Consider the following 13,113-nt stretch of genomic DNA (forward strand, 5'->3'; position numbering starts at 1 on the left):
GGCCCCGTCACCGCGGTACGTGGCGCTCCGTGCTGGGTCAGCCTGATGGCTCACGATCTGGAGGCCGCCCAGAAGTTCTACTCCGCGGTCCTGGGCTGGCGGTTCCGCCCGGCCAGTCTCGGCGAGGAGTTCTGCGTCGCGGTGGCCGACGGGGAGCCGGTGGCCGGCATCGGGGCCCTCGCCCAGAGCTTCCAGGTCGCGGTGGCCTGGACGTCCTATTTCGCGGTGGAGAACGCCGATGAGACCGCGGACCGGATCCGCGAGCGCGGGGCGACGGTCGCCGTCGGCCCGCTCAAGCTCGGCCCCGGGCGCGCCGCCCTCGCCGCCGACCGCGACGGCGCCACCTTCGGCTTCTGGGAAGGGCAGACGCTGGCCTGGTCGGTGGGGCAGGGCAATGCGCCCGCCTGTCTGGAACTGCGCACCCGTGACGCCTTCGCCGCGGCCATCTTCTACGCGGAGGTCTTCGGCTGGGCCTCCGGGAAGCCGGGTGGCTGCGACGTGACCTATGAGCACGACCAGGTGATCGTCCGCGACGGCACCCACACCGTGGCCACGCTGCGCGGCGGTGGGGTGGAGTCCGCCCCGGACCCGCGGGTGCGGCCCCGCTGGCATGTTCACTTCCCGGTCAGTGATGTCGAGAAGGTGGCGGCCGCCGCGGTGGAGGCCGGCGGGACGGTCACTCCCGTGACACCGACCGAGGCCGGGGGCTGGCAGGCCGTCGTCCGCGATCCCGACGGCGGCCTCTTCACCATCACGTCGCCCTGAGGCTCCGGCCGCGCCGCAGCGCGCAGCGGACCCGCGCCGCACCGCGCAGCGGACCCGCACCGCGCCAAGGCCCCGCACCGCGCATCGGCCCCGCGCCCGTTCACGGTGGAAGGGGGCAGGGCCGAGGACACGGTGGGGTCTACAGAGGTCAGTTCAGGGAATCACCGCTGCCCGCGCCGGCGTCACCGCTGCCGCCGGCTCCCGGGTCCTGGGCACCCGTACCGGGGTCCTGGGCTCCGGTACCGGGGTCCTGCGCACCGGCTCCCGGGTCGTCCGCTCCGGTACCGGGGTCCTGGGCACCGCCGACGGCTCCCGGGTCCTGCGAGCCCGCGCCGGCGCTGCCGGCCCCCGCGTTGCCGGCACCGGCGTTTCCCGCGCCCGCGTCGCCGCCGGCCGCGCCGTTGGCACCGCCCGCGCCATTCGCACCGCCGGCGCCCTTGTCGCCTCCGGCGCCGTTGTCACCGCCGCCCGCGGCACCGCCCCCGGCGCCGATCTCCGCTCCGGTGGCCTTGAGTGCGTCGGTCACCGGCTGGAAGAAGGTCTCGCCGCCCTGGGTGCAGTCGCCGCTGCCGCCCGAGGTGAGGCCGACCGCCGAGTCATCGGCGAACATCGAGCCGCCGCTGTCGCCGGGCTCCGCGCAGACGTCCGTCTGTATCAGGCCGTTGACGATGTCGCCGTTGCCGTAATTCACCGTCGCGTCAAGGCCGGTGACGGTGCCGTCGTGGACGCCGGTGGTGCTGCCCGAGCGCTGCACCTTCATGCCCACGGCGGCCTCGGCGGCCTTGGTGATCTTCTGGGTGCTGCCGTTCCCCAGGTCGACCGAGCTGTCCGGCTTGGCAGCGGCGTCGTCGTACTTCACCAGTGCGAAGTCGGTCTTCGGGAACTTGGAGTCGGCGACCGTGCCCAGCGGCTGGCTGCCGCCCTGGTCGGCCGTCCAGGTCTTGGAGTCGTTGCCGCAGTGACCCGCCGTCAGGAAGGCGGGTGCGCCCTTGACCGTGACGTTGAAGCCCAGCGAGCAGCGTGCGTTGCCGCCGAAGATGGCACTGCCGCCGACCGGCCCTGCGGCCTGTCCGCCTCCGCCGCCGGCACCGCCCGCGTCGCCGGCACCGCCGGCCGCCTGCCCGCCGCCGGAGTTGGCACCGCCGGAGTTGGCCGCGCCGCCGGACGCCGCGTTGCCCGCGCCGCCGGCCGCCGCGGCCCCGCCGGAGTCCCCGGCGCCGCCCGCCGCCTGCCCGGCACCGCCGGCGGCCGCACCTCCCGCCTCCCCACCGTCGTACCGCTTGAACTCGCCCTGGGACCGCTTGACGGTGACCATGCCGGCGCCCATGCCGCCCGTGGTCTTGGACAGCGTGGCCATCTTCGCGCCGGTGACGGTTCTGTCGGCGACCACCACGATCTTGTTGGTCTTCGGGTCGATCGACCAAGCGGTGCCGGGGATCGAGGCGTTGTCGCGCAGCGTCTTCGCACCGGCCTTCAGCGCGGTCATGCTGTTCTGCACGACCTTGGCGACGGCGCCCTTGGCCGTGACGCTCGCGGCGTCGTCCTTCGACAGCACGTTCATGACCAAGTGGCCGTTGCCGCTGTCCAGGTACCACCCGGCGGACTGGTCCCCCAGATCCGCCTTCAGGGACGTCGCGAGCTGGGTGGCCGAGTGGGCGCTGAGCGTCTTCGGGGCCGCCGGCTGGTCCTGGCTCGCATTGGCGTTGGGGAGCAGGATCGCTGCGCCCGCGATGGCGACCGCAGCGGCGCCGGCGATGGCACCGGTCCGCTTGTTCACATGTCGGTGGCTCAATTCACTGACCTCCAGGGACGCACAGGAACGAGGCACACAGGAGGCGGCGGTGCGTCGCGTCAGCTCCCGTGTGGTTGCACTCAGTCCTACGTAGCCCCGTGCACCCGGGTCTCACGGCCACTCAAGCTGTGATGAATTCCGACGCTTGCGGTGGCGAACGTTTACACTCCCGAGCCCGCCTCGGCCGTCCGGAGCAGCCGGAAGCCTCCGCGCGGGTGGTTCCGGAGAGCGGTGGGAGCCTCCCCGGGCCGCCCGGATAACGGCTCCGCCGGGCACCCCGCTGACCTGGGCATGATCGGTTCCGATGGCTGATTTTCTGCGGTTCCCGCGGTCCGTGAGAGGCCTGTGACCCCTGGAAACAGCGGGGCGTAAAGGGCAGCTGTGACCGCGCTTAAGAAAACCTCGATGGACCCGGCGGCCGAGGTAGGGAAGATTTCCTGACGAAGATCGGGCGGCCGGCGCGTGCCCCCGGCAGGTCACGTACGTACGGGAGCCGTTGCGGTGAAGGCACTGGTCAAGCAGAAAGCAGAGCCGGGACTCTGGCTCATGGACGTGCCGGAACCGGCCATCGGCCCGGGCGATGTCTTGATAAAGGTGCTGCGCACCGGCATCTGCGGCACGGATCTGCACATCCGCGCCTGGGACGGCTGGGCCCAGCAGTCGATCGGCACCCCGCTGACAATCGGCCATGAGTTCGTCGGCGAGGTGGTGGAGACCGGCCGCGACGTGGCCGACATCAAGGCCGGCGATCTGGTCAGCGGCGAGGGCCATCTGGTCTGCGGGAAGTGCCGCAACTGCCTGGCCGGCCGCCGCCATCTGTGCCGCGCCACCGTCGGCCTCGGCGTCGGCCGCGACGGCGCCTTCGCCGAGTACGTGGCGCTGCCCGCCACCAACGTCTGGGTGCACCGCGTCCCCGTCGACCTCGACATCGCCGCCGTCTTCGATCCGTTCGGCAACGCCGTGCACACCGCGCTGTCGTTCCCGCTGGTCGGCGAGGACGTGCTGATCACCGGCGCCGGGCCGATCGGCATCATGGCCGCCGCCGTCGCCCGGCACGCCGGCGCCCGCAATGTCATGATCACGGACGTCAGCGAGGCGCGCCTCGCGCTGGCCCGCAAGGTCGGCGTCAGCCTGGCCGTCAACGTCGCCGAGACGCCGATCGCCGAGGGCCAGCGCGCACTCGGCCTGCGCGAGGGCTTCGACATCGGACTGGAGATGTCCGGCCGGCCCGAGGCGATGCAAGACATGATCGCCAACATGACGCACGGCGGCCGGATCGCCGTCCTCGGCCTGCCCGCCGAGGAGTTCCCGGTCGACTGGTCCCGGATCGTCACCTCCATGATCACCATCAAGGGCATCTACGGCCGGGAGATGTTCGAGACCTGGTACGCGATGTCCGTGCTGCTCGAAGGCGGTCTCGACCTCGCGCCCGTGATCACCGGCCGCTATCCGTACCAGGACTTCGACGCCGCCTTCGACGACGCCGCCAGCGGCCAGAGCGGCAAGATCATCCTCGACTGGACCGTCTGACGCACCTCTCCCGGCCAGCTCCGTCCACCCCAACTCCTGGAGAAAATCCTGATGTTCGACTCCGTACGCGAGGAACTGCGCGGCACCCTCGAAGAGATCCGCGCCGCCGGACTGCACAAGCCCGAGCGGGTCATCGGCACCCCGCAGTCCGCCACCGTGGGGGTCACCGCGGGAGGCAACCCCGGCGAGGTCCTCAACTTCTGTGCCAACAACTACCTGGGCCTCGCCGACCACCCCGAGGTCGTCGCGGCCGCGCACGAGGCGCTGGACCGCTGGGGCTACGGCCTGGCCTCGGTCCGCTTCATCTGCGGCACCCAGGAGGTGCACAAGGAGCTGGAGCAGCGGATCGCCGGCTTCCTCGGCCAGGAGGACACGATCCTCTACTCCTCCTGCTTCGACGCCAACGGCGGCGTGTTCGAGACCCTCCTCGGCCCGGACGACGCGGTCATCTCCGACGCCCTCAACCACGCCTCGATCATCGACGGCATCCGCCTGTCCAAGGCCCGCCGCTTCCGCTACGCCAACCGCGACCTGGCCGACCTGGAGCGCCAGCTGAAGGAGGCCGGGAACGCCGGCCGCAAGCTGGTCGTCACCGACGGCGTCTTCTCCATGGACGGCTATGTGGCACCGCTGCGGGAGATCTGCGACCTGGCCGAGCAGCACGGCGCCATGGTGATGGTCGACGACTCGCACGCCGTCGGCTTCGTCGGCCCCGGCGGCCGCGGCACCCCCGAACTCCACGACGTCATGGACCGCGTCGACATCATCACCGGCACCCTCGGCAAGGCCCTCGGCGGCGCCTCCGGCGGCTATGTCGCGGCCCGCGCTGAGATCGTCGCCCTGCTGCGCCAGCGCTCGCGCCCGTACCTCTTCTCCAACTCGCTCGCCCCGGTGATCGCCGCCGCCTCACTGAAGGTGCTCGACCTGCTGGAGTCGGCCGGCGAGCTGCGCGAGCGGCTGCACGCCAACACCGCGCTGTTCCGCTCCCGGATGACCGAGGAGGGCTTCGACGTCCTCCCCGGCGACCATGCCATCGCCCCCGTCATGATCGGTGACGCGGCCGAGGCGGCCCGGATGGCGGAGCTGCTCCTGGAGCGCGGGGTCTACGTCATCGGCTTCTCCTACCCCGTGGTCCCGCAGGGCCAGGCACGGATCCGGGTCCAGCTGTCCGCCGCGCACTCCACCGAGGACGTCAACCGCGCGGTCGACGCCTTCATCGATGCGAGGGCCGCGCTCGGCGGCTGACGCGGCCCGCGGGCCGCTCCTGCGAAAATGGAAGCATGATCGAAGCACGACGGCTGCACATCCTCCGTGCGGTGGCCGACCACCGCACGGTCACCGCCGCGGCCGCCGCGCTCTATCTCACCCCCTCGGCGGTCTCCCAGCAGCTGGCCGCCCTGGAACAGGAGACCGGCCACCGACTGGTGGAGCGCAGCGCCCGCGGCGTGCGGCTGACCGCCGCGGGCGACATCCTGCTCACCCACGCCAACGCCGTCCTGGCACAGCTGGAGCGCGCCGAGTCCGAGCTCGCCGCCTACGGCTCGGGCGAGGCGGGCACGGTGACCGTCGCGGCCTTCGCCACCGGCATCGGCCTGGTCGTCGCACCCGCGCTCACCGCGCTGGCCCGTACCGCCCCCGGCATCCGGGTCCGCGTCCAGGACGCCGAGGGCGACGCCAGCCTGCTGATGGTCCTCGACCGGCAGGTCGATGTGGCGGTGGCCGTGGAATACCGGGGCGCGCCCCGCGCCGACGACCCGCGGCTGACCCGCGTCCCGCTCTACGCCGAGCCGTTCGACGCGGTCCTGCCGCCCGGCCACCGGCTCGCGGAGGCGACCCAGGTGGCCGTGGCCGATCTGGCGGGCGACCCCTGGATCGGCCCCTACCCCGGCAACCCCTGCCATGACGTGGTCGTCCTGGCCTGCGAATACGCCGGTTTCGAGCCGCGGCTGGAGCACTCCTCCGACGACTTCCGCGCCGTCGTCTCGCTCGCCTCGGCCGCGGCGGGGGTGGCCCTCGTCCCCCGCTCGGCGCTGCGCGACATGGACCTCACGGGCGTGGTGGTCCGTCCCGTCGACGGCGTGGCCCCCACCCGACGGGTCTTCGCCGCGGTACGCCGCGGAGCCGAGGACCACCCCCTGCTCCGCCCGGTCCTGGCCGCCCTGCGGGAGGCGGCGGCGCCGCAGGGGTGAGGGGGCGGCCGCCGCGCGCCGCGCGGCCGTACGGACGGCTCCCGTCCGGCACCTAGCCGGCCGCGCCGGACATGCCGACCCGGACCGCCCGTGGCAGGCTCGTCACGGCGGCGGCCCGGGCGGGCGCCGGGCAGCCCCGGTTCCGAGGAGGCGAGGCGGATGTCGGTCGGTCCGGCCGGCCCGGTCGGCCCAGCGCAGGCCGGCGTGCCGCAGGACCCGTACGCGCCGGTGCGCGGCCGCGGATATCTCAAGCTCCTGCTGGTGGCGGCGGTGGTCGGCTTCCCGGTCTGCGCCCTCGCCTTCGGCTTCCTCGCGCTGGTCCACGTACTGGAACCGCTGCTCTACAGCGACCTGCCGCGGGCGCTCGGCTTCGCCGGAACGCCGCTCTGGTGGCCGGTCCCGCTGCTCGTGGTGGCCGGTCTCCTGGTCGGGCTGACCGTCCGTCATCTGCCGGGCCATGGCGGCCACGAACCGGCGGACGGGCTGTCGCTCAGCGGCGCGCCCCCGCTCTCCGCGCTTCCCGGTGTCGTGCTCGCGGCCCTGGCCTCCCTCAGCTTCGGTGTGGTGCTCGGCCCCGAGGCGCCGCTGATCGCCCTCGGCGGCGGCCTGGCCGCGGGCGCCCTACGGCTGCTGCGCCGGGGGGTGCCCGACCAGGCGGCCGCCGCGGTGGGCGCCGCCGGCAGCTTCGCCGCGGTCAGCGCACTGCTCGGCTCGCCGCTCCTGGGCGCGTTCCTCCTGATGGAGGTGTCGGGGCTGGGCGGCCCGATGCTGGGGATCGTGCTGGTGCCCGGCCTGCTCGCGGCCGGGATCGGTGCGCTCGTCTTCACCGGGCTGGGGGACTGGACCGGCCTGGGCACGTACTCGCTCGCGCTGCACGACATCCCCAAGGCCGCGGGGCCGACGGTCCCGGAGTTCGGCTGGGCGCTGGTCATCGGCGTGCTCGCGGCGTTGGCGGCGACCGGTGTACGGCGGCTCGCGGTGTTCCTCAAGGGCCATGTCGTCCGCCATCGCGTCCCGGCGACGATGCTGATGGGACTGGTGGTGGGTGCCCTGGCGGTGGCCTTCGCCGCGGCCACCGGCAAGTCCGCCACCGAGATGCTCTATTCGGGCCAGTCGGCGCTGGGCTCGCTGTTCCATGACAGTGCCGGCTACACGGTGACGGCGCTGCTGATGCTGATTCTCTGCAAGGGCCTGGCGTACTGCGCGTCGCTGAGTGCCTTTCGAGGCGGCCCGATCTTTCCCGCGCTGTTCCTCGGTGCGGCGGGCGGTGTCGTGCTGTCCCATCTGCCCGGCCTGTCGCTCACCGCTGCCTTCGCGATGGGCGTCGGCGCGATGTGCGTCGCGATGCTCAAGCTCCCGATGACCTCGGTGCTGCTGGCCACCTTGCTGCTGGGATACAGCGGTCTGACCGTGATGCCGCTGGTCATCGTCGCCGTGGTCGTCTCCTATGTGGTGGCGCTGCGGCTCACTCCGGCCCCCGCGGAAAGCGCCCCCGCGCCCGCACGCCCGGCACCGCCTGAGACCGCACCGGGCACCCCCTGACCCCTCGCCCGCTCAGCGGCGCGGGGTCCGGCCCGTCCGGGTCCAGGTGGCCAACTGGCGCTCCGTCCAGGTGGTGATGATGCGGTCCGCCGGTACGCCGCACTCCTCGGCGCGGGCACAGCCGTAGATCTGCCAGTCCAGCTGGCCGGGGGCGTGGGCGTCGCTGTCGACGGAGAACAGGCAGCCGGCCGCCAGCGCCTGGCGGAGCAGCCGGCGCGGGGGATCGAGACGGTCCGGACGGCAGTTGATCTCCACCGCGGTGTGCTGCTCGGCGCAGGCCGCGAACACCTCCCCGGCGTCGAAGCGGGACTCCGGGCGCGGCTTGCCGGTGATCTGCCGCCCGGTGCAGTGCCCGAGGACGTCCACGAGGGGATTGCGGACCGCGGCGAGCAGGCGCCGGGTCATCGGGCCTTCGTCCATCCGGAGCTTGGAGTGCACCGAGGCGACCACCACGTCGAGCTGCTCCAGCAACTCCGGCTCCTGGTCGAGCGAGCCGTCGTCGAGGATGTCGCACTCGATGCCGGTCAGCAGCCGGAACGGCGCCAGCTGCTCGTTCACCTCCGCCACCAGCGACAGCTGCTGGCGCAGCCGTTCGGCGGTCAGCCCGCGGGCGACGGTGAGCCGGGGGGAGTGGTCGGTCAGCACACACCACTCATGGCCGAGGTCGCGGGCGGCACGCGCCATCGTCTCGACCGGACTGCCCCCGTCCGACCAGTCCGAGTGCAGATGGCAGTCTCCGCGCAGCGCCCGCCGCAGCCGCTGCCCCTGCTCCCCGTCGACCAGCGGGCCGCCCGCCTCCTCCTCCAGGTGTGCCAGATACACGGGCCGCACGCCCGCGAGCGCCTCCTCGACCACCCGGGTGGTCTTGGGGCCCAGCCCCTTGAGCCGTCCCAGGGAGCTGTTGCGGGCGCGCTGGTGCAGCTCGTCGCGGGGCAGTGCGCCGATGACGGCTGCGGCCGTACGGAACGCCTGGACGCGGTAGGGCACCGCACCCTGCCGCTCCAGCAGAAAGGCGATCCGCTCCAGCGCCTCGACGGGTTCCACGCGCGGCTCCTTCCCGGGGCGCCGGCCCCGCAGCGTTCTTTCACGGTGCCGCACCCGGTGGGCGACGGCCACCGGGGTGCCGGTGTTGTCGGCGGTAGCCGCGTATTACCGCCGAGTCCGAAGCCCCGCTGTTATGCGGTTATGTCCGTTCTCCGGTCACTCGATCCCTTTCCATGCGAATAGCATGAGGAGGGTGCTGATGATTCCCTTCCATGCTTTCTGTGTATGCAATTGGGTCCAATAAGTCCGGGCGAATCGGTCACAGTTCATGATCGTGCAACATTCATGGCGGTGTGCCGGAAGCGTGTGCCGGAGTTCCGCGACCCTGTCGCGGCCGGGTGCCGGAAAAACTGAAGGTCTTCAAAGGATCTGCACAGCGATTGCGCAGTCGGCACAGCCTCTCCGGTGTCGCGTCACCCCGCTGACCTGCGCATAAGCGGTTTGGTGCGGGAATGTCCTGTTCGTCGAACGAGACATTGCCGGGGTGCCCGAAAGGAAACCGAAGAGGATGTGAAGAAGCTGCCACCAAGTCATGGATGCCCGTGCACGTCAGGTAATTCGACGGGGCGTTGGCATCCGGATCAGCGGCCGTCCGATTAGCAGCGCAACCCGCCCGCATGCTTTGATCCTTCGCACTGCGGGAGTCACACCATCGGTTCCCGATTTCGGGTACCCGACTGCCGCTGCGCGCCCGGACCACCCCACCGGACGGTACGGACGCAGCTTTTTAGAGATATTCATCCGAAGGGAAACATCATGAACTCCACCCCCCAGGTCCAGACCCAGGAAATCTCCGACAGCGACCTGGACAACGTGTCCGGTGGCCTCCTCGGCAACGCGGTCGGCACCGCCGCCAGCACCGTTGACAGCATCGCCCCGGTCTCGGGCGCCGTCGGCACCGCGACCGGCCTGGTCGACGGCGCCACCGGCGTCAACACCTCCGGCGTTGTGGGCACCGCGACCGGCCTGGTCTCGGGTCTCTGAGACCCTTCTGTGCCGCTAGCGGCACAGTCGGCTCAAGGTGACAACGGCAGGTCGGCGTCCCCTCCTTGCCGACATGTCGCGCCAGGTGCCCCGGACCGGCCAGGCCCTGCCCGGCCCCGGGGTACCCGGCAGCCACCGTCTGAACAGACCATTGCAGTTGAGGGAAGAGTGTCGTGCAGTTCCGCCAACAGGCCCTTTCCAAGCTGCAGTCGCCCGAGGAAATCGATCTGCCGGTGCGGTTCGCCCGGCCCCAGGGCTGGCTGGTGCTGACGGTCACGGTCCTCTTCGTGTTCGCCGCCTCCGTATGGGCGGTGACCGGCACCGTGTCGTCCACCCTGAACGCACCCGGAATCCTCACCCACGGCCAGGGCAGCTACGTCCTGCAGAGCCCGGTCGCGGGCCAGGTGACCGCCGTACTTGCCGAAGAAGGCAAACGGGTGGCCGCCAACACCCCCATTTTGAAGGTCCGTACCCCGCGGGGCAGCACCGTCGTCCGCGCCCTCGCCGCCGGCCGGCTGACCACCATGTCCGCCACGATCGGCGCCGTCGTCACGACCGGCGCCGAGGTGGCCTCCGTGGAGCGCGTCGCCCATGACCGCGACCCCCTGACGGCGATGCTGTACGTCCCGGCCCAGAGCGGCGCCACGGTGCCCGTCGGCGCCTCCGTCGACCTCACCGTCCAGTCCGTGCCGAGCCAGCAGTACGGCGTGCTGCGCGGCCGGGTCAAGGCGGTCGGCCGGACCGCGCAGACCCGCCAGCGGATCAGCACCTTCCTGGGCAGCAGCCAGCTCGGCGAGCAGTTCTCCCGGCACGGCCAGCCGGTGGCGGTCCTCGTCCAGCTCGACCCCGCCCCGCACAACAGGTCCGGCTACGCCTGGTCCACCTCCGACGGCCCGCCGTACGCCGTCGACTCCATGACCCTGGCCGACGGCGCCGTCCACCTGGCCGCGCAGCACCCGATCGATTGGCTGCTGCCGTGACCGCGCCGCACGACTCCGCCGCCCCGCAGCCGCAGTTGCCGCCGCCCGGCCGCGGACGGCACCGCCCCGAGGCCGGCCCCGGCGCCCGCCGTACCCGCCGGGCGGCACCGCCGGCCCCCAAGCCCAAGAAGACCCGGGCCGTCCGCACCCCCACCGTCCTCCAGATGGAGGCCGTGGAGTGCGGCGCCGCGTCCCTGGCCATGGTGCTGGCCCACTACGGACGGCATGTGCCCCTGGAGGAGCTGCGGATCGCCTGCGGTGTCTCCCGTGACGGCTCGCGCGCCAGCAACCTGCTCAAGGCCGCCCGCAGCTACGGGCTGCAGGCCAAGGGCATGCAGATGGAACCGGCCGCGCTCGCCGAAGTCCAGGCGCCGGCCATCCTGTTCTGGGAGTTCAACCACTACGTCGTCTACGACGGCACGGCCCGTCGCTTCGGCCGCCGCGGTGTCCACATCAACGACCCCGACAAGGGCCGCCGCTTCGTGGCGACGGAGGACTTCGACACCAGCTTCACCGGCGTCGCCCTGGTCTTCGAGCCGGGCGAGGACTTCCGCAAGGGCGGCCGCAAGCCCGGCATCCTCAGCGCCGTCCCCGCCCGGATGCGCGGAACGACCGGCACCCTGCTGGCCGCGCTCCTCGCCAGCCTGCTGCTGGTCGCGGTCGGTGCCGCGGTGCCCGCGCTGAGCCGTACGTACATCGACATGTTCCTGATCGGCAACCAGACCTCGCTGCTGGGGCCGCTCTTCGCGTCGATGGCCGCGATGGTGGCGCTGACCGCCGTGCTGACCGGCCTGCAACAGGCGAACCTGCTGCGCGGCCGGATCATCTCCTCCACCCTCACCAGCGCCCGCTTCCTGCGCCATCTGCTCAGACTCCCGGTCACCTTCTTCGCCCAGCGCAGCCCGGCCGACCTGGTCCAGCGGCTGCAGTCGAACGACGCGGTGGCCGAGACCCTGGCGCGCGACCTCGCCGCCGCCGCGGTGGACGGCGTCGTCGTCATCCTCTACGCCTTCCTGCTGTGGACCTACGACCCCCAACTGACCGTCATCGGCGTGGGGATCGCACTGCTCAACGTCGTCGCCATGCGGATCGTGGTCCGGCTGCGGGCCACCCACACCCAGAAACTGCGCGCCGACACCGCCCGGCTGACCAACACCGCCTACACCGGTCTGCAGCTCATCGAGACGATGAAGGCCACCGGCGGCGAGAACGGCTACTTCCGCCGCTGGGCCGGCCAGCACGCCACCACGTTGGAGGAACAGCAGCGCCTCGGGGTGCCGAGCGCCTGGCTGGCCGTGGTCGCCCCGACCCTCGCCACGCTCAACAGCGCGCTGATCCTGTGGATCGGCGGCCTCCGGGCGGTCGAGGGCCATATCTCCATCGGCCTGCTGGTCGCCTTCCAGGCGCTGGTCACCCGCTTCACCGCACCGATCACCCGGCTCAACGGAGTGGCCGGCCGCATCCAGGACTTCGCCGCCGACGTGGCCCGGCTCAAGGACGTCGAGAGCTTCCCCGCCGACACCCTCTACTCCCGCCCCGGCCCGGACTCCGACACCCGGCGGCTCAAGGGCCATGTGACGCTCGAAGACATCACCTTCGGCTACAGCCCGCTGGACAAACCACTGCTCACCGGCTTCTCGCTGGCCGTCGGCCCCGGCCGGCAGGTCGCCCTCGTCGGCGGCTCCGGCAGCGGCAAGTCCACCGTCTCCCGGCTGATCTCCGGCCTCTACAGCCCCTGGGAAGGCGCCATCCGCATCGACGGGCAGCGCCTGGAGGATCTCTCCCGCAGCGCGCTGGCCGCCTCCGTGTCCTTCGTCGACCAGGACATCTTCCTCTTCGAGGGCACGGTCCGCGACAACGTGGCGCTGTGGGACCCCTCGATCCCCGACGACGCGGTCATCACCGCCCTCAAGGACGCCGCCCTCTACGACGACGTCATCGCCCGGCGCCCCGACGGCATCCACAGCCGCGTCGAGCAGGACGGCCGCAACTTCTCCGGCGGGCAGCGGCAGCGGCTGGAGATCGCCCGCGCCCTGGTCCGGCGCCCCAGCATCCTGGTCCTCGACGAGGTCACCAGCGCACTGGACGCCCGGACCGAGCAGATCATCATGGACAACCTGCGGCGCCGCGGCTGCGCCTGCGTCATCATCGCCCACCGGCTGAGCACCGTCCGCGACAGCGACGAGATCGTGGTCCTCGACCACGGCGTGGTCGTCGAACGCGGCCGGCACGAGCACCTCGTCGCCGCCGGGGGCCCGTACGCCGAGCTGGTCAAGGAGCACTGACG

General features: G+C 72.1%; 10 protein-coding genes. 8 read left to right on the plus strand and 2 right to left on the minus strand.

Features of this window, described 5'->3' with window-relative positions:
* Nucleotides 1-45 precede the first annotated feature (45 nt).
* Entirely contained in the window at nucleotides 46-765 is a 720-nt protein-coding gene (locus CPH93_RS31670) for a VOC family protein (protein WP_093488401.1), read from the plus strand.
* 148 nt (nucleotides 766-913) lie between these two features.
* On the opposite strand, the gene CPH93_RS31675 is transcribed toward CPH93_RS31670, so the two are convergent.
* Nucleotides 914-2,542, minus strand: coding sequence for a S1 family peptidase (locus CPH93_RS31675; protein WP_096214785.1), 1,629 nt, complete (start codon nucleotides 2,540-2,542; stop codon nucleotides 914-916).
* 516 nt (nucleotides 2,543-3,058) lie between these two features.
* On the opposite strand from CPH93_RS31675, the gene tdh reads away from it, so the two are divergent.
* From tdh to CPH93_RS31695, 4 genes are all read left to right on the plus strand, one after another.
* Nucleotides 3,059-4,087, plus strand: coding sequence for an L-threonine 3-dehydrogenase (tdh, locus tag CPH93_RS31680; RefSeq protein ID WP_093481853.1), 1,029 nt, complete (start codon nucleotides 3,059-3,061; stop codon nucleotides 4,085-4,087).
* 51 nt (nucleotides 4,088-4,138) lie between these two features.
* Nucleotides 4,139-5,332 (plus strand): glycine C-acetyltransferase, encoded by a 1,194-nt coding sequence (locus CPH93_RS31685; protein ID WP_093481852.1) that lies wholly within the window; start codon nucleotides 4,139-4,141, stop codon nucleotides 5,330-5,332.
* A 35-nt stretch (nucleotides 5,333-5,367) separates the two neighbouring features.
* Nucleotides 5,368-6,276 (plus strand): LysR family transcriptional regulator, encoded by a 909-nt coding sequence (locus tag CPH93_RS31690; RefSeq protein WP_096214786.1) that lies wholly within the window; start codon nucleotides 5,368-5,370, stop codon nucleotides 6,274-6,276.
* Between the two features lie 159 nt (nucleotides 6,277-6,435).
* A complete protein-coding gene (locus tag CPH93_RS31695; RefSeq protein WP_096214787.1) occupies nucleotides 6,436-7,818 on the plus strand; it encodes a chloride channel protein in 1,383 nt (460 codons plus the stop codon).
* A gap of 12 nt (nucleotides 7,819-7,830) precedes the next feature.
* Here the strand turns inward: CPH93_RS31695 and CPH93_RS31700 are convergent, their stop codons facing one another.
* Nucleotides 7,831-8,862 carry a PHP domain-containing protein gene (locus CPH93_RS31700; protein WP_096214788.1) on the minus strand — a complete coding sequence of 344 codons (1,032 nt, stop codon included), beginning with the start codon at nucleotides 8,860-8,862 and terminating at the stop codon, nucleotides 7,831-7,833.
* A gap of 756 nt (nucleotides 8,863-9,618) precedes the next feature.
* On the opposite strand from CPH93_RS31700, the gene CPH93_RS31705 reads away from it, so the two are divergent.
* From CPH93_RS31705 to CPH93_RS31715, 3 genes are all read left to right on the plus strand, one after another.
* Nucleotides 9,619-9,846 (plus strand): type A2 lantipeptide, encoded by a 228-nt coding sequence (locus tag CPH93_RS31705; protein WP_093481848.1) that lies wholly within the window; start codon nucleotides 9,619-9,621, stop codon nucleotides 9,844-9,846.
* A gap of 173 nt (nucleotides 9,847-10,019) precedes the next feature.
* Nucleotides 10,020-10,826, plus strand: coding sequence for an HlyD family efflux transporter periplasmic adaptor subunit (locus CPH93_RS31710; protein ID WP_096214789.1), 807 nt, complete (start codon nucleotides 10,020-10,022; stop codon nucleotides 10,824-10,826).
* A complete protein-coding gene (locus CPH93_RS31715) occupies nucleotides 10,823-13,111 on the plus strand; it encodes an NHLP family bacteriocin export ABC transporter peptidase/permease/ATPase subunit (protein WP_096214790.1) in 2,289 nt (762 codons plus the stop codon). Before CPH93_RS31710 ends, CPH93_RS31715 begins: the two co-directional genes overlap by 4 nt.
* Nucleotides 13,112-13,113 lie beyond the last annotated feature (2 nt).

This window comes from Streptomyces sp. 2323.1 (assembly GCF_900221035.1).
GTDB classification, from domain to species: domain Bacteria; phylum Actinomycetota; class Actinomycetes; order Streptomycetales; family Streptomycetaceae; genus Streptomyces; species Streptomyces sioyaensis.

Coding starts and splice junctions, on each gene's coding strand:
- CPH93_RS31670 (WP_093488401.1), top strand. CDS start 46: ATGGCTCACGATCTGGAGGCCGCCCAGAAGTTCTACTCCGCGGTCCTG.
- CPH93_RS31690 (WP_096214786.1), top strand. CDS start 5,368: ATGATCGAAGCACGACGGCTGCACATCCTCCGTGCGGTGGCCGACCAC.
- CPH93_RS31685 (WP_093481852.1), top strand. CDS start 4,139: ATGTTCGACTCCGTACGCGAGGAACTGCGCGGCACCCTCGAAGAGATC.
- CPH93_RS31695 (WP_096214787.1), top strand. CDS start 6,436: ATGTCGGTCGGTCCGGCCGGCCCGGTCGGCCCAGCGCAGGCCGGCGTG.
- CPH93_RS31705 (WP_093481848.1), top strand. CDS start 9,619: ATGAACTCCACCCCCCAGGTCCAGACCCAGGAAATCTCCGACAGCGAC.